This window comes from Rhodococcus sp. 06-156-4 (assembly GCF_002259345.1).
GTDB classification, from domain to species: Bacteria; Actinomycetota; Actinomycetes; order Mycobacteriales; family Mycobacteriaceae; genus Rhodococcoides; species Rhodococcoides fascians_E.
On record NZ_NPGB01000025.1, the window covers coordinates 23,142 to 39,814 of the forward strand.

12 protein-coding genes are annotated in these 16,673 nt (G+C 64.7%); 10 read left to right on the plus strand and 2 right to left on the minus strand.

What is annotated here, in order from left to right:
- Nucleotides 1–2 precede the first annotated feature (2 nt).
- The 5 genes from CH290_RS15900 (at nucleotide 3) to CH290_RS15920 (ending at nucleotide 4,077) form a co-directional block, all read left to right on the plus strand.
- Nucleotides 3–836, plus strand: a complete 834-nt coding sequence (locus tag CH290_RS15900; RefSeq protein ID WP_052082937.1) for an ABC transporter ATP-binding protein — start codon at nucleotides 3–5, stop codon at nucleotides 834–836.
- Nucleotides 833–1,672, plus strand: coding sequence for an ATP-binding cassette domain-containing protein (locus tag CH290_RS15905; protein WP_020113038.1), 840 nt, complete (start codon nucleotides 833–835; stop codon nucleotides 1,670–1,672). Before CH290_RS15900 ends, CH290_RS15905 begins: the two co-directional genes overlap by 4 nt.
- Nucleotides 1,669–2,625: an aldo/keto reductase gene (locus CH290_RS15910; RefSeq protein WP_020113037.1), complete on the plus strand. Its 957-nt coding sequence runs from the start codon at nucleotides 1,669–1,671 to the stop codon at nucleotides 2,623–2,625. Before CH290_RS15905 ends, CH290_RS15910 begins: the two co-directional genes overlap by 4 nt.
- Before the next feature lie 14 nt (nucleotides 2,626–2,639).
- Nucleotides 2,640–3,401, plus strand: coding sequence for an HpcH/HpaI aldolase family protein (locus tag CH290_RS15915; RefSeq protein ID WP_020113036.1), 762 nt, complete (start codon nucleotides 2,640–2,642; stop codon nucleotides 3,399–3,401).
- Nucleotides 3,402–3,810: 409 nt separating this feature from the next.
- Nucleotides 3,811–4,077 (plus strand): hypothetical protein, encoded by a 267-nt coding sequence (locus CH290_RS15920; protein WP_019666671.1) that lies wholly within the window; start codon nucleotides 3,811–3,813, stop codon nucleotides 4,075–4,077.
- A 94-nt stretch (nucleotides 4,078–4,171) separates the two neighbouring features.
- On the opposite strand, the gene CH290_RS15925 is transcribed toward CH290_RS15920, so the two are convergent.
- Nucleotides 4,172–4,909, minus strand: coding sequence for an SDR family oxidoreductase (locus CH290_RS15925; protein WP_019666672.1), 738 nt, complete (start codon nucleotides 4,907–4,909; stop codon nucleotides 4,172–4,174).
- Nucleotides 4,910–5,095: 186 nt separating this feature from the next.
- On the opposite strand from CH290_RS15925, the gene CH290_RS15930 reads away from it, so the two are divergent.
- Nucleotides 5,096–5,503, plus strand: a complete 408-nt coding sequence (locus CH290_RS15930; protein WP_027499038.1) for a VOC family protein — start codon at nucleotides 5,096–5,098, stop codon at nucleotides 5,501–5,503.
- A 38-nt stretch (nucleotides 5,504–5,541) separates the two neighbouring features.
- On the opposite strand, the gene CH290_RS15935 is transcribed toward CH290_RS15930, so the two are convergent.
- Nucleotides 5,542–6,516 (minus strand): sigma-70 family RNA polymerase sigma factor, encoded by a 975-nt coding sequence (locus CH290_RS15935; RefSeq protein WP_020113034.1) that lies wholly within the window; start codon nucleotides 6,514–6,516, stop codon nucleotides 5,542–5,544.
- Between the two features lie 172 nt (nucleotides 6,517–6,688).
- Here CH290_RS15935 and CH290_RS15940 point away from each other — a divergent pair, with 172 nt between their 5' ends.
- From CH290_RS15940 to CH290_RS15955, 4 genes are all read left to right on the plus strand, one after another.
- The gene (locus CH290_RS15940; protein WP_019666676.1) at nucleotides 6,689–7,657 is read left to right on the plus strand and encodes a GTP pyrophosphokinase; all 969 of its coding nucleotides are present in this window, start codon (nucleotides 6,689–6,691) and stop codon (nucleotides 7,655–7,657) included.
- 77 nt (nucleotides 7,658–7,734) lie between these two features.
- Nucleotides 7,735–9,189 (plus strand): DUF2079 domain-containing protein, encoded by a 1,455-nt coding sequence (locus CH290_RS15945; protein WP_020113033.1) that lies wholly within the window; start codon nucleotides 7,735–7,737, stop codon nucleotides 9,187–9,189.
- Nucleotides 9,190–9,367: 178 nt separating this feature from the next.
- The gene (locus CH290_RS15950) at nucleotides 9,368–14,836 is read left to right on the plus strand and encodes a glutamate synthase-related protein (RefSeq protein WP_033187809.1); all 5,469 of its coding nucleotides are present in this window, start codon (nucleotides 9,368–9,370) and stop codon (nucleotides 14,834–14,836) included.
- Nucleotides 14,837–14,856: 20 nt separating this feature from the next.
- On the plus strand, nucleotides 14,857–16,644 hold the full coding sequence (locus CH290_RS15955) for a sulfite reductase subunit alpha (protein ID WP_020113031.1): 1,788 nt from the start codon (nucleotides 14,857–14,859) through the stop codon (nucleotides 16,642–16,644).
- Nucleotides 16,645–16,673 lie beyond the last annotated feature (29 nt).

Consider the following 16,673-nt stretch of genomic DNA (forward strand, 5'->3'; position numbering starts at 1 on the left):
TCATGGGAAACCTACTGAAGGTGGACGAACTCCAGATCGAACTCGTCACCGACAAGGGCGTCATCCGGGCCGTCGACGGTGTGTCGTTCTGCATCGACGCCGGTGAAACCGTCACGATCATCGGTGAATCCGGCTCCGGTAAGTCGGCGACGGCAATGGGCCTGCTGGGGCTGTTGCCGTCGGATCTCGCGGTGATGTCAGGATCGGTGACCTTCAAGGACACCGAGATCCTCGGTAAGGACAAGCAGCTGAGCAAGATTCGCGGGAAGCACATTGCACTGATTCCGCAGGATCCGATGACGGCGCTGTCCCCGGTTCACACCATCGGCAACCAATTGAAGGAAGCTGTCCGGCACAGCGGAGTAACGGGAAAGTCCAAGCAGACCGCTCGCTGCATCGAGCTCCTCGAACAGGTTCGCATCCCCGACCCGAAAATCCAGTTGGGCAAGTATCCCCATCAGATGTCGGGCGGCATGCTTCAGCGTGTGCTGATCGCCAGTGCTCTTGCGTCGAGCCCGGAATTGATCGTCGCCGACGAGCCCACCAGCGCCCTCGATGTCACGGTGCAGGCCAGCATTCTCGACCTGCTGATGGAGCTGCAGGAACGAACCGGCATCGGGATGCTGGTCATCACCCACGATCTCGGTGTGGCACGGTTGGTGTCGGACCGCATCTACGTCATGAAGAGCGGTGTCTTCGTCGAGGACGGCGGCGCGGAAGAACTCGTCGGAGCGCCCCGGAATCCGTACACCAAGAAGCTGCTCGACGCGATCCCGCACCTCGGGACGTGGAACCAGAGTGCCGGCCAACCAGAACGAGTCGAGGTAACGGTATGACCACTCCATTGCTGTCGGTGGAGAATCTCGTCGTCGAGTACCCCGTCGCCGACGGCGTGTTCCGAGCTGTCGATTCGGTGAGCTTCGCGGTCGACAAAGGCAAGACGCTGGCCGTTGTCGGTGAATCGGGCTGCGGAAAGTCGACGATCGCGAAATCCATCGTCCGTCTGCTCACCCCCACCTCGGGCCGCATCGTCGTCGACGGAACGGACATCGCCGGACTGTCCGAGAAGTCCCTGCGCCCGTTCCGATCTCGCGTACAGATGGTGTTCCAGGATCCGTACGGATCCCTCGATCCTCACCTGACCGCAGTGGACATCGTCGGTGAACCACTGCGGCTGAAAGGAATTCGTCGCAAGTCCGATCGAGCCAGGAAGGCCGCGAGACTCATCGACCAGGTAGGCCTGCCGAGCACTGCACTGAACCGTCGACCGGTCGAATTCTCGGGTGGCCAACGTCAACGCATCGGCATCGCCCGCGCACTCGCGTCCGGGCCGGAAATTCTGGTGTGCGACGAGGCGACGAGCGCCCTCGATGTGTCCGTGCAGGCGCAGGTCCTGAACCTGTTGCGGGAAATCCAGCAGGACACCGGCCTCACCTACGTCTTCATCTCGCACAATCTGGGTGTCGTCCGCGAGATCAGTGAAACCGTCGTCGTGATGAGCAAGGGCCGCATCGTCGAAGGAGGCGACACCGAGGAGGTGCTCGCACGCCCCAAGGAGCCCTACACCCGGGCGCTGCGCGCAGCTGCCCTCGACCCGGCGACAATGGTCGGAATCAAGCCTCGTCACATCGTGTCTCGCCTGTCCACCCCTTCCGTAGGAGCTCCTGTATGACCTCGCTCGACATTTCCCCACTCGTACTGGGCACCATGACGTTCGGCGACACCGTCGACGCCGCCGGTTCTGCGAAGATGTTCGATGCAGCAGTCGACGCAGGCATCACCCACATCGACACCGCGAACGGGTACGCAGGAGGTGAGTCCGAGCGGATACTGGCGGACCTGCTCGCAACGCGTCGCGATCGGGTGACCCTCGCGACGAAAGCGGGAATGCCCAACCCTGACGCCGGGGACAACAGCCCGTTGTCACCGAAGGGTCTTCGTCTGAGCGTGGAGGCAAGCCTGGCTCGACTGAAGACGGACTACGTCGACCTGTTCTATCTGCACCAGCCGGATCGCGCGACACCGATCGCCGACACCCTGGCAACCGTCGCCGAACTGGTGCATGAGGGCAAGATTCGTGCTCTGGGCGTCTCGAACTTCGCGGCGTGGCAGATTGCCGAGGCAAATCGGGTAGCCGACGAGGTCGGCGCGCCGCGACCGATGGTTGCGCAGCAGCTGTACAACCTCCTCGCCCGGAGGATCGAAGAGGAATACGTCGAGTTCGCCGACGTGACCGGATTGATCACGATGGTGTACAACCCGCTCGGTGGCGGGTTGCTCACCGGCAAACATTCCCTGGACGCGACACCGACCGACGGCCGATTCGGAGACTCACGCCTGGCTGCCATGTACCGCGAACGGTACTGGAACACAGCAATTTTCGACGCTGTCGCGCAGCTCACCACGATCGCCGGCGACGCGGGCGTGCCGCTGACCGAACTTGCCCTGCGGTGGCTGGCGTCCAAGGCTGCCGCAGGCCCCATCCTGCTGGGTGGATCCAAGGTCGAGCACCTGCAGTCGAACATCGCCGCGATCGCGAAAGGCCCACTCGGCTCCGACGTCGTGGATGCGTGTGACGACGTCGGCTCCGCGCTGCGTGGACCGATGCCGAACTACAACCGCTGAAAGGCCCTCTACACATGTCTGCACAGGAATTCGCCGCTCGCGTCAGAAACCGGGAGCGCATCCTCGGCTACTGGTCCGTCATCGACAGCCCGGTCTCCACGGAGTGGCTCGCCCATGTCGGCTGGGACTACATCGCACTCGACCTGCAGCACGGATTGATCGGATACTCCGGAATGCTCGCCGGGCTCACCGCCATCGATGCAGCCAACGGCCCCGCCGGACTGATCAGGGTCGAAGCGAACAACGCGACGGTCATCGGGCGTGCGCTGGACGCAGGTGCGGCGGGCGTCATCGTTCCGCTCGTCGACACGGCAGCAGACGCAGCGGCGGCGGTCTCGGCGGCAACGTATCCCCCCACCGGCATTCGGTCCTACGGTCCGATGCGCTCGCAGCTTCGAATCGGACCCAACCCTGCCGATGCCGACCGTGACACCGTTGTGCTGGCGATGATCGAGACGCCTCAGGGCCTGGCCAACGTCGAGGAGATCTGTGCCGTTCCAGGTCTCGACGGTGTCTACGTCGGCCCGTCCGATCTGCGACTCGCGGTGGGTGGATCGTCACCGACCGACGCCTCCGTGGACGAGCAGTTCGAGGCTGCGCTCGTTCGGGTGTGCCGAGCCGCGGCCGCAGCAGGCATCACGGCCGGCATCCACACACCGTCCGGCGCTGTGGCAGCCAAGCGCTTGGACGAGGGGTACACACTGGCGACCGTCGCGTCGGACCTGACACATCTCAAAGCTGTGTCCGCCGATCATCTGAAGGCCGCCCGCGGCTGACCGAGCACGCCGCTGACCGACCACATCGACATGGCGCTTCGCCCCTGGTGACACGCCTTCGTGACACCGGGGGCGCTCGTGTGTGACCAGCAGCGGACGTGGAAATCGGCGCTCATCGCAAAGTTCATCCAGTACGCAAGGCTCACGGCTACGAAGACTCAATGTGGGACGAACATCGACCGCCGCTGTCAGGAACACCGCGCTCGCTCGCGGTGTTGCTTCGACGGGTGGCAGGCACCGGGTGGCTGCGGATTGTTGGCAGCATCACAGCTTCAGATGGTTGGCCCAGCCCACAAGACTGGGCATCTTGGTAGGGGCCACGAAACATCGTTGACACATAGAGCGACCGTGTAACAGTTCCGAGGAGCGAAACGAATCATTCCTCAGGACGCGAACAAAAGGAGACGATGTGACTTTGCAGATCGATTCGCTCGCTATCAGCGCCGACGAAGCACCAACGCACGACGTACAGATCGACCAGCTCCACGAGCAGGTCGAGACGCTCGACGCCGATATCCTGGGCGCTATCGAGCTCCGCACCGAACTGGTGCGCAAACTGGCTGCAGCCACAAGCGACGCAGCCGTATCGACCACCACGTCGACTTTCGACGAGCTGGGTTCCGACGGTTCGGCCCTGTCGCGGATGCTCGCCCGCATCGCCTCGGTGACCCGCTAGAACCGTTACATCCCCCTCCTTGTTTGCCACGAGGCCCCGAGCAGCACTGCTGCTCGGGGCCTCGTCGTCTGTGCGGTCAGGGTGACCGGACCGACTAGAGCGCGCGCACGGCACCGCCGTCGACAGTGACCGTCGAGCCGGTGATGTACGACGCGGCCGGCGACGCCAGGAACGCGACGGTACGTCCGAACTCCTCCGGATCGCCGATACGACCGAGCGGGATCCGAGCCAACGCGTCGTCGGACACGGCGCCGCCCCGGGACGTGTCGAATCGCCCGGGAAGGACGCTCACGACCCTGATTCCTCGTGGCCCGAGCTCGTCGGCGATGTCCTTGGCCACCATCGCCAAGCCGGGGCGCAGTCCGTTGGACACGCCGAGGCCCGTCAACGGCGACTTCACCGATGTCGACAGCACGAACACGATGGCACTTCCGTCGGTCATGACCTTCGCCGCTTCGCGGGCCAGTCGCACCGCCCCGAGGAACACGGACTCGAACGACGCAGTCCAATCCTCGTCGGCGGCATCGAGGGCGGTGCTCGGCGGAGGTCCACCGACACTCACGACGAGACCGTCCAGCTTGCCCCAGTGCGCGATGGCCGACTCGACGAGCAACTGTGCGCTCGCGGGATGGCCGTTGTCGGCGACCATTCCGTGCACCGCGTTGGGTCGGTGCGCGCCCAGTTCGGTCACTGCCTCGTCGACCTTGGTCTGTGACCGGGAGGCCACCGTCACCTTCGCTCCCTCACGAAGCAGCTCACGCGCGGACGCGAATCCCAGCCCTTCGGTTCCTCCGGTGACGACGAACGCTTTACCCGACAGACCCAAATCCATGAACTCTCCTCTTGTTCGAACAGCGTCGACGCGCCGCTTCCGGCTTGCATGACGTGTTCCCATCTTGCTACAGGCGAGTCGTCCCCCCGAATGCGGTAGAAAGTCGATGTCGGATCCGCGATGAATTCACGATTCGTCCGTTGTCGATACACACGAGACTTCCACGCCGAATGAATGGAGACCCCAATGTCCCGAATGCTGTTCGCCAACATGCCCGTCAAGGACGTCACTGCCACCCGCGCTTTCTTCGGCGGACTGGGCTTCGAGTTCAACGACGTGTTCAGTGACGAGAACTGTGTATCGATGGTCGTGAGCGAGCAGGCGACGGTGATGTTCCTGGCGGAACCTCGCTTCAAGGACTTCATCTCCGACGCGATCACCGACACGACGCAGTCGCGAGAGGTGCTGATGTGTATCAGCGCCGACAGTCGCAACGAGGTCGACTCACTCGTCGACGCGGCGATCACCGCCGGAGGGTCGAGTTGGATGGAGCCTCAGGATCACGGGTTCATGTACGGGCGTGCGTTCCGTGATCTCGACAACCACGTGTGGGAAGTCATGTGGATGGACCCCAGCGCCGTGCCGTCCGAATAGTCGGGGACGGGCCAGGTGGGGCTATCTCGACCTCCCTGTCAGAGGCGCTCGGGTAGACCGAATTTCTCGAACAGAGTCAGGTCGAAGAAGCACGCCACGTGGCCCACTCTGCCCGCCTCGATGTCGACGACGTGGAGTTGGAACGGCAGGTGGATTCCGTCCTCGTTCCGCATGTACAGCCCGTAGGCGGGCTGACCGTTGGCCGACGTCGCGACCATCCGCATGTCGCCCGCTCGCTGCGCCGGACAGTTTCCACGGATGAGGGTGCCGATGTTCTCGGCCCCTTGGTACCACCCTTCGAACGGCGGCATCTCCCACACTGCGTCCTGGGTGAACAGAGTCACGAGCTGGTCGATGTCGTAGCGTTCGAAACTGTCGACGTACTTGGCCAGCAATTCCCTGGTCTCGGCGGCTGCCGGCTCGACGACATCGTTTTCCGACGGCATGACCTCGTCGAGTTGCGCTCGTGCGCGTTGAAGCAGACTGTTCACCGCGGTCGTGGTGGTCGCCAGGGCTTCCGCTACTTCGGACGCCTTCCACTGCAGCACCTCACGCATCAGCAATGCTGCTCGTTGACGTGCCGAGAGGTGCTGCAGGGCAGCGATGAACGCCAGTCTGATGGTGTCCCTGCCGACGACGATCGATGCGGGATCGTCCGAATCCGCGAGCTCGGAATCCGCGATGGGCTCGAGCCACGCAATTTCGTGCGTCGCCACCAGGTCGTCGGTGGGGTCCGAACTCGGTGCGCCGAGCCCCGTCGGCAGCGGACGCTTGGACTTGCCGTCGAGCGCCGTGAGGCAGGTGTTGGTGGCGATGCGATACAGCCAGGTCCGCATCGACGAGCGCCCCTCGAACTTGGAGTAGCCCTTCCACGCGCGGATGTACGTTTCCTGCACGAGATCCTCGGCGTCGTGAATCGAGCCCGTCATGCGGTAGCAATGAGCGAGCAGCTCACGACGATACGGATCGAACTGCGCTACGAATGCGTCGCCCTCTGCGACCGTGGCCGTCATGAGTGAAGAGACTAATCCCACAGTCCGACGAACGCCCGACCGATCGGACGAATAGTTGTGCCGACGCGGCCGATCACGCAGGGCGCGCCGACGACGGCGTCGGTCGGCTCGTTCCCCTGTAGAAGCAGATAAAGTGTGGAAAGCCCGTGGGGCATGATCGGAGGCGCGGACGGTGACAGCGTCGACGAACATCGACGATCTGGTCGACGAGGCCTACGCCGAACGTCGTCGGGCATGGCAGGCCGCGCTGGTGACGGCCCAGAATTTTCTGGAGACCATCGCGGACGAGATCCTCGACAACGTCGACCGAGATCGGCTCAATGCGCAGACCGCCCGAATCAAGGATCCGGTGCGGGCAGCCGACAAACTGCGGCGGAAGATCACGGAAGGCCGGATCGTCGAGCCGAGGACCATCGACGAGGTCGTGGAATCCCTGCCGGATCTGATCGGCATCAAGGTTCTGTGCAAGAGCCCGCGGGATCTTCACGCCTTCGTGGACGCGTTGGAACGCGCGTGCACCGACCCGGAATGCTCGGTGCGCTTCGCCCGGAACCCGACCGACTACGTCGCGTTCCCCAAACCGAGTGGATACCGCGCCTACCACGCGATTCTGGTCATCCGCGTCGCCACCCACCAGGGTGATCTGATCGTGAACGTCGAAGTCCAGGTCAAGACGAGGCTGCAGGACGCCTGGGGTGAACTCACCCACGAGGACATGTACAAGCCAGGTGAGGCTCTCAAGCCGACGGAGGCGCACACCGAGTACGCCCGGCAGATGGCAGAGCTTCTCCTCCAGGTCGACTTGATGGCGGACGACCTCGCGGCGCAGCTCGATTCACAGACGGCCGTCGCGAAGGGCGCCGTCGTCGAACCGGTCCCGAGGGACTCGGCCATCATCTCTGCTCGAGTCACCCGTACCGGTCCGAGGTATGCGTTGGCCGTCGGACCGGACGGTCGCCGGGGACTCATCCCCGCGCGTTCGGTCAAGGCGGTGATCGGCGCCAAGGACCGCATTGCCGTCGACGACTATCTCGAAGTCGGTGACGTCGTGGAGGTCGTCGTGGAGGACACCGCCGACGCTCTGTACTACCACTTGTCCTCTCAACCCCCGTCGAATCGTCCGCGCAAACGGCGAGTGTGACCGAACGACCGTGCCCGAGCGCTGTCACCTGCACTTCTCAGGTTGATCCAAGAAATGTCGGGTAGACAGCATTTCCTGTGACTGCAACCGAGATCTCCCCGCCCACTGCGGCCGAATCGGTCGAGGAACCCCGGGACACGCGAATCCGGCGTGCACGGCCCACAGCCGACGTCGTCGTCCCGGTGACGGCGTTCGCGGTACTCGCGACGCTGTACTCGCTGTTGTCCGTGCTCGGCCACCGACAGCTCCGCACGTCCGGATTCGATCTCGGAATCTTCGTGCAACAGATCTCGTCGTACGCCGAGTTTCGGGCGCCGACGTCCGATCTCCTGGGCACCGGTTACAACACCCTGGGCGACCACTTCTCCCCGATCACCGCACTGCTGGCACCGGTCTATCGCCTGTTCCCGTCGCCGGAGACGTTGCTGATCGCGCAGGCGGTTCTGTTCGCGCTGGCAGTCGTTCCGCTGTCCAGGTGGGCGGTCCGTGAGTTCGGCACGGCGACAGGCATCGCGGTGGCGTTCGCCTACGGCCTGTCCTGGGGTGTGCAGGCCGCCCTGAACTTCGACTTCCACGAAATCGCGTTCGCCGTGCCACTGATGGCCATGTCTCTCGTCGCCCTGGGCAATCGTCGATGGCTACCGGCCTTGGCGTGGGCGCTCCCGCTGGTGTTCGTCAAGGAGGACATGGGTCTGACGGTTGCCGTCATCGGCAGTCTGGTCGCATTCTGGACCACCGGACGCACCCGCGCGCTCGGAGCTCTCACAGCCGTCTGGGGCCTCGGCTGGGTCGTCCTCGCCGTCAAGGTGATCATCCCGCTGCTCAGTGCCGACGACTCGTACGGTCAGGGATCGAAGTTGCCTCCCCTCGGGTCGGGCATTGCCGATACCGCCCACGGTGTCGTCGCAGGTGACTCACGCGCAGCGACTGCCTTCCTCCTCCTTGCCGTGACCGCGTTCGTTGCGCTGCGCTCGCCGCTCCTGCTGGTCGCGGTCCCCACCGTCGCGTGGCGATTCCTCAGCGACAACACCAACTTCTGGAAGCCGATATTCCATTACAACGCGATCCTGATGGTCGTCGTCTTCGCGGCCCTGATCGACGCCGTCGTGCGGTGCCGCAGGCACGAGCAACTCACCGAGCGCGGGCAACGCACGATCTTCACGGCCGTGGCTGCGTTCGCGATCGTCGCCCTTCCGTTTCTTCCCATGGCTCGCCTGGCGACAGCCGACGGGTGGTCGACCGATCCACAGGTGACCGCGTCCCACGCCATCTCCGACGCCATTCCCGCAGATCGGACGATCGCGGCGTCGAACAATCTGGTTCCACAGTTCGTCGCCACGCACGACGTCTCCGTGTTTCCGCAACGCGCGACGAACACCGAGGCACCGGACTGGATCGTCGTCAACCGCAGCGATCCTGCCGGATGGCCGACGGACGGTGCGGGCGACGACAAGGCGGTCGCCGACGCGGTGGCGTCGGGCTACGTGCTTCGATTCGTCGACGCCGGAATCGAAGCGTTCGAGCGGCCGTGATGATCGAGCTGTCCAGGCGAATTGACAAAGGCTAGCCTTATCTTAGTAGTCTGACCTCTCCGGGTGCCGCTTCATCGAAGCAGCGACGCCCTGCCCTGACGGCGTCACGCCGTCGATTCTGCGCACGGCGGATCCGACTCTTCGCCCGCCTGCGCCCGGACAGGGAGAGGGTCGATAGATGCACGAGAAGTCCATCGGTCTGTACGATCCGTCGCTGGATTCCGACAGCTGCGGGGTCGGCTTCATCACGCGCAAGGACGGCGTTCAGTCCCACGACGTGCTGATCAAGGCCCGTGAGGCGCTGTGCTCGGTGCCGCACCGAGGTGGCATGTCCGCCGAGGGTGTCGGCGACGGTGGCGGTGTGTCCCTCGACTTGTCCGTCGACTTCTTTCGACGCGTCACCGACCGTCCGACTCTCGAACTCGGCCGATTCGCTGTGGGCAACTTCTTTCTCCCCGACGACGAGTCGCAGCATGCACGAGCGGTCGAACTGATCCACCGCGCCATGATCGATCGCGGATTCACCCCGCTCACTGTCCGCGATGTTCCGGTGAACAACGACGCCATTCGTCCCGCGGCCGTGAAATATCAACGCCCCGTTCGTCAGTGGATCTGGGAGGTACCTCGGCCCCGGCCCGAACCCGCAGCCATCGATCGGCTGATTCACGAGGCACTGCTGCACATCGAATCGATCGCGTACACCACCCCGACACTGGCCGGGCTGTATCCGCTGTCGCTCAGCGCCCGGACGCAGGTACTCAAAGGTCGGCTGAACTCCGACGAGGTCATTCCTTATTTCTGCGACCTCGTCGACCCGGAGCATTCGGTCCACACGATCTTCTTCCACACCCGGTTCTCCACCAACACCGATCCACATCCGACCATGGCGCAGCCGTTCCGGTTCATGGCGCACAACGGAGAGTTGAACACCGACAAGAAGAATCGCCTCGCGGAAGCAGCGGTGGCAAGCGCCAAGCGTCGCGCCATCGTGCGCCCGCCCGGCCAGTCCGACAGTTGCCGCCTGGACCAGACCGTGCAGGCCCGCGTCGTCGAGGACAACGTGGAACTGGTCACGGCCGTCGTGTCGATGATGCCTCCGGCGTGGGAGAACGACTACACGCTCTCGCCTCGGGTCCGAGCGATGTTCGAGTACTTCTCGCTGTACGAGGAGAAGAACGACGGACCGGCTGCGGTGGTGTTCGGCGACGGCACGGTGATCGGCGCACGTCTGGACCGCTTGGGACTTCGTCCCCTCCGGACGGTGGAAACGAACGACTACCTGTGCGCCTTCTCCGAAGCCGGCCAGGTTCGGTTCCCACCCGAGACCATCACGCATCGTGGTCGCGTCGAAGCCGGCGGAATGATCTACTTCGATCACCGCGACAAGCACACCTACTACACCCGCGAAGCCTTCGAAAAGCTCGCTGCCGATCGCGATTACACCGCCCTGCTCGCAGCCGCGCGCGTCGGCATCGACGATCTGGACGCCGCCGACTCCGTCGCCGACGCCTATGCGGGCGATCTGGAACGTCATCAGCGTTACGTCGCGTATTCGCTGGATCAGGAAAGCTTCAAGTTCCTGATGGATCCGATGCTGGCGAGCGGCGTCGAACGCGTCTCGGCGATGGGATACGGCAACGCGATCAACGCTCTCACCGACCGCGAAGGCGGGATGGCGAAGTACTTCTCGCAGCGATTCGCGCAGGTGACCAACCCTCCGCTCGACAGCATTCGCGAGGCCGACGGAATGACGCTTCGGGTGTCGCTGGGGCCGAAACCTAATGTCGGCGGCCCCGTTTCCCGCCAGGTCGTCGTGCCCAGTCCCCTGCTCTCGCACACGGATCTGCGCCGGATCACCGAACAGCCGCACACCCCGGTCGCACGGTTCGACCTGACGTACCGGTCGATCGACACCGACAGCGAGGCCAACGAACGCGCGCTCGTGGAGGCCGTGAACTCGCTGGCCGATTCGGTCGTTCGGTTCGCCCGTGACGGCGGTATCGCCGTGCTCAGCGACCGAGACATCACTCGGGACAACGCTGCACTCCCGGTGATTGCCGTCGTGGCGTTCGTCAACGAACGGTTGATCGCAGCGGGTGTCCGATTACGGGTGTCGCTGGTGGTGGAGAGCGGCCAGATCTCCTCGTCTCACCATGTCGCACTCGTGCTGGGGTTCGGCGCTGCCGCGGTTCATCCACTGACGGTGCGGTTGCGAGCCGAGGACAAGTTCGGTGCCGACCCGGACGTGGCGTTCGCCAAGTTCGTGAAGGCGGCCGAGAAGTCGTTGATGAAGACGATGGGACGCGTCGGACTGTGCACCGTGGAGAGCTACATCGGCGGTGAGTTCTTCGAACCGAACTTCCTCGACACATCGGATCCCGTTCTGTCGCAGTGGTTCCCGAACATGAAGTCCCCGGTGGGCGGCGTCGGGTTCCGCGCGATCGCCGCGGGTGTCGCGCACTGGCATGCCCACGCCCGTAGCGCGGCGAGCGAGAGCGACCTGCCGAACCTGGGGTTGTTCAAGGAACGCGCCGACGGCGCAGGCCATTCGTTCGGGGCCACGTCGGTTCGTGGGTTCGTCGACATGACCAAGGAGAAGATCGCCTTCGCCGGTACCGAAGCCGATGCGACGCAGACCGATGCACTGCGGCTGCTGACCATCACCAGGCTGGGTGACGCGTTCGGTCTCGGCGCCGAGGCGTACGCGTCGACGAGTTTCGACCGGTTGACCGACGAACAGATCGACGCGTTCGAGGTGACGGGCGACTACCGGTCGTTCGTACGGTCGATGCACGACGAGCGCTCGCGTCGACCGGCAGCACTGCGCGACGTGTTGGCCACGCCGGCCGACGTGTCGGACTGTTCGTCGGCGCAGGAGTTCGCGCTCGAGCTCGGCCGCTTCGACATCGAGGGCAACACGGGCATTGCCGTCCGCGGCCTGCAGGTCGACGCCGTGTCGGACACCGAGTTCGCACTGACGCTGCGGACCGACCCTGCGTGCACCGACCCTGCGCGTGCGCATCTGCTCGGTGATGGTCTCGGTCTTCTCTTCGGCGACGAGGCCACGAGTCGCATCGACGGGGACACGGTGATCGTGACCTCCCGCGGCCGAGCGTCGCTGTTCCTCGGAAAACTGGGTGCGGCGCCTGCGTCGATCCCCTTGTCCGAGGTGCAGAAGGCAAGTGCGATCACACCGTTGCTCGCGTCGGGCGCGATGAGTCACGGGGCTCTCAACGCCAATGCGCACGAAGCCGTCGCGCACGGAACCAACATGGTCGGCGCGATGTCCAACAGCGGCGAAGGCGGAGAGCATCTGTCGCGCTACGGGACCGTCCGCGCCTCTCGCATCAAACAATTCGCCTCGGGACGCTTCGGCATCTGGGCCGGCTATCTGGCCGATCCGATGCTCGAGGAAATCGAGATCAAGATCGGTCAGGGCGCCAAACCCGGCGAGGGCGGACAGCTGCCTGCCCCCAAGGTCACCGTCGACATCGCCGCGGCCCGCAGCGGCACACCCGGCGTCGAACTTGTGTCTCCCCCACCGCATCACGACACGTATTCGATCGAGGACCTCGCGCAGTTGATCCACGACTGCAAGGCCGCGCGCGTACGCGTGATCGTGAAGCTCGTCTCGTCCGAGGGGATCGGCACCATCGCCGTCGGCGTGGCGAAAGCAGGTGCGGACGTCATCAACATCGCCGGCAACACCGGCGGAACCGGGGCGGCATCCGTCACGAGCCTGAAGTACGCCGGACGCGCCGCGGAGATCGGCCTCGCGGAAGTGCACCAGGCTCTGTGCGCCAACGGACTTCGCCAGAAAGTGATCCTCCGATGTTCGGGAGCCCACCAGACCGGTCGTGACGTCGTCACCTCGGCGCTGCTCGGTGGCGACAGCTTCGAGTTCGGCACCACGGCGCTGATGATGATGGGCTGCGTCATGGCGAAGAATTGCAACGTCAAGTGCCCAGCAGGATTGACGACCAATCCCGAGGTGTTCGACGGTGACCCTCGATCGATGGCGCAGTACCTGCTCAACATCGCGCACGAAGTCCGAGAGTTGCTCGCCGAGCTGGGTATGCCGTCGTTGCGGCACGCCCGCGGCCGCACCGATCTTCTGCACCTCGTCGACCATGCGGCAACGGTGGGTGAGCTGGACCTGCACTCGATGCTGACCGTCGTTCCCGAATCCGTCGTCACCGACCCCGTCTACCTCGAACGCGAATACGGCATCGACGACATGCTGATGGCCGAAGTCCGCACCGCCCTGATCGACGACCGCGCACGCACGGTCGCGCCCGGCGGCCGAACGCACCTGGGCAACCTGAACAAGAGCGTCGGCGGGCAACTGTCCATCGACATCGAACGCCTTCTCAACCACGAACTCCCGACGTCGGTGACCGACGCCATGCCGTCGGTGCTCGTCGACGACCGCGGCCGGCGATACCTGGCGCCGGGCACGGCCCTGGTGTCCACGTACGGCGCGGCGGGCCTCTCCTTCGCCGCCTTCTGCAACGACGGAGTCGTCATGGATCACACCGGCACCTGCAACGACGGAGTCGGCAAGTCCATGAACGGCGGCACGGTGATCGTCCGCTCGCCCGGCGGCGGATCACCCGAAGCGGGCGGCAACGTTCTCATCGGAAACTTCGCGCTCTTCGGCGCGACCGGTGGACGCGCATTCGTGGAAGGTGAATCGGGCGACCGCTTCGGCGTGCGGAACTCCGGAGCCACCGCCGTCGTCGAAGGCGTGGGTGACTTCGCGGCCGAGTACATGACCGGCGGCGCCATTCTGAATCTCGGCGGGTTCGGCAAGGGTGTCTGCAACGGCATGAGCGGCGGATTCTTCTATCAGTACGACCCAAACCGTCTGTTGCCTCTCCGTGCGAGTGCCGACTCGGTGATCCTCGGATCCATCACGGCGGACGACGAGCAGGCAGCCATTCACACCGTCGCCGTTCGAATGCTGCTCGAGTGGCACGTCGAGGCCACCGGGTCGGCTTCCGCGACACGGTTGCTGCAGAACTGGGAGGTGGAGCAGCATCGCTTCGTCTACGCGACGCCGCGGGCGCTGTTGCTCTACCAGGACAGCGACGCGATCCTTGCCGCGAAAACCCGGAAGGAGCTGCTCGACGAGCTCGCGGGCTCGCTGGCAACCCAGCAGGTCCGGTCCTACAAGCTCAGCCTGCGAGAGGGCACTCCGGTGCTCGGCGGATCGGTGCCGGGATACGGCGAAACCGATACCGACACCGTGTACGCGCTGTTGAACCAGTACACGGTGATGCACTACGCGCACGAGGTCGCGCTCACCCGAGTGCCCGGTTCCAGCGCGATCGACGACCCGGCCGTGCACAAGGCAGCACGAAACCTCGTGCTGACCGAGGACTTCGCGCTCGTTCACCGGCTGACCGCCTACGCGAAGGACGTGCTGGGTGGGTACGAGGACGAGCAGTTGGCTGCCCTCGTCGGTCACAAGCGCGTCGACGACTACAAGCAGGCCCTGACCGCGAGAAACGTGCGCGGTTCCGACAGCCCGGCCACCTACGGCTGGATCATCTACCAGGACGCCAAGAACCGCGCCAAGCTCGGATCGCTACCGAACTTCGACGAATTGTTCGCCGTGCGATCCGTCCCCGACCTGGTGTCCTGACGAGAGAGACGGAAAGTTCAGTGCTCATTCCCTACATTCCCGAGGACGCGCCGTTCACCGGAGATCAGCGCGCCTGGTTGTCCGGTTTTCTGGCGGGACTCCACTCACGACTGGCGATGCCCACCGGTTCCGCCGTGCAGCCGGACACTGGCTCGGTAGCCGCTGCGGTCCCGCTGCAGATTCTGTACGGCAGCCAGACCGGAAACGCCGAAGCGCTCGCTCAGGACGCCGCCGACCTGGCCCGACAGCACGGGCTCGACCCTCATGTCGCGTCGCTGGACGCGGTGGACATGAACGCGTTGGCGGCCATGCGTCGCCTGATCGTTGTGACATCTACATACGGCGAAGGCGAGATGCCGGACAACGCCCAGCTATTCTGGGATGCTGTTGCCGCCGACAGTGCACCTAGACTGGAAGGGCTGTACTTCGCGGTCCTCGCACTGGGCGACACGAGCTACGACGGATACTGTAAGGCGGGACGAGACATCGACTCACGACTGGAAGCACTCGGGGCGACCCGGACGGCCGACCGTCTGGATTGCGACGTCGACTACGAGGACGCGGCCGCAGCATGGCTGGCCGGCGCAGTCCCCTCCATCGCATCGGTCGACGGCGGCGGAGCTCCTGCATCTGCACCGCCCGAAGCACCTGCAGCGAAGCCCGCGAAAAGTGCCTCCAAGCGGTCACCGTGGAACCGGAAGAACCCGTACCGCGCCACCGTCCTCGCCAATCGCGTTCTCTCCGGGCCGCAGTCGTCGAAGGAAGTCCGTCACTACGCGTTCTCGTTGGGTGACAGCGGCCTGACGTACGAGGCAGGCGACGGACTGGGCGTCAAGCCGGTCAACCACCCGGAACTCGTCGACGCACTGATCGGGCGGCTCAGCGTGGACCCGGACACGACGGTCACGGTCAAGGGCTCCGAGCAGCGTCTCGACGAACTCTTGACGCATTCCTACGAGATCGGCGTGCCGTCGATGGACCTCATCGAGGCCATCGCCGAACGATCGGGCGACGACGAACTCCAGCACGTCCTCCAGACGGGTGACCGCGAGTCTCTCGACGCCTGGACCTGGGGCAAAGATGTCCTCGACGTTCTCGCGCTCGATCCGGCGCTGACGATCGAGCCCGCCGAGCTGCTCGAACTGCTCCGCCCGTTGCAGCATCGTGTCTACTCGATCTCGTCGTCGCCGCTGGCGCACGAGGGCACCGTCCACCTGACGGTCGCCAGCGTTCGGTACCGCTCCGCAGAACGTGACCGCGGCGGTGTGTGCTCGACGTTCCTCGCGGACCGTGTCGGAGAGGGCGACGGCGCGGGGGTGTTTCTCTCTGCGAACAAATCGTTCCGGCTACCGTCGGACGACGACGCGCCGGTCATCATGGTCGGACCCGGTACCGGTATCGCGCCGTTCCGTGCGTTCCTTCACGAACGGCGCGCGCGCAACGCATCGGGCCGCAACTGGCTCTTCTTCGGTGATCAGCACCGCGCGTCGGATTTCATCTACGAGGACGAATTGAACGCGCTGTCTCGCGACGGCGTGTTGTCCCGTCTCGACCTGGCTTTCTCGCGCGATCAGACCGAGAAGGTCTACGTGCAGAACCGCATGCGAGAGAACGGCAAGGAGCTGTACGCGTGGCTGGAGGAGGGCGGTCACTTCTACGTGTGCGGTGACGCCACTCGTATGGCCAAGGACGTCGACGCCGCGCTGCACGACGTCATTGCCGAACACGGGGGACGCTCCGCGGATCAGGCCGAGGACTACGTGTCCGAGCTCAAGCGCGCCAAGCGCTACCTGCGCGACGTCTACTGACCCCTCGCGGGCCGAAAAAATCGTCACAG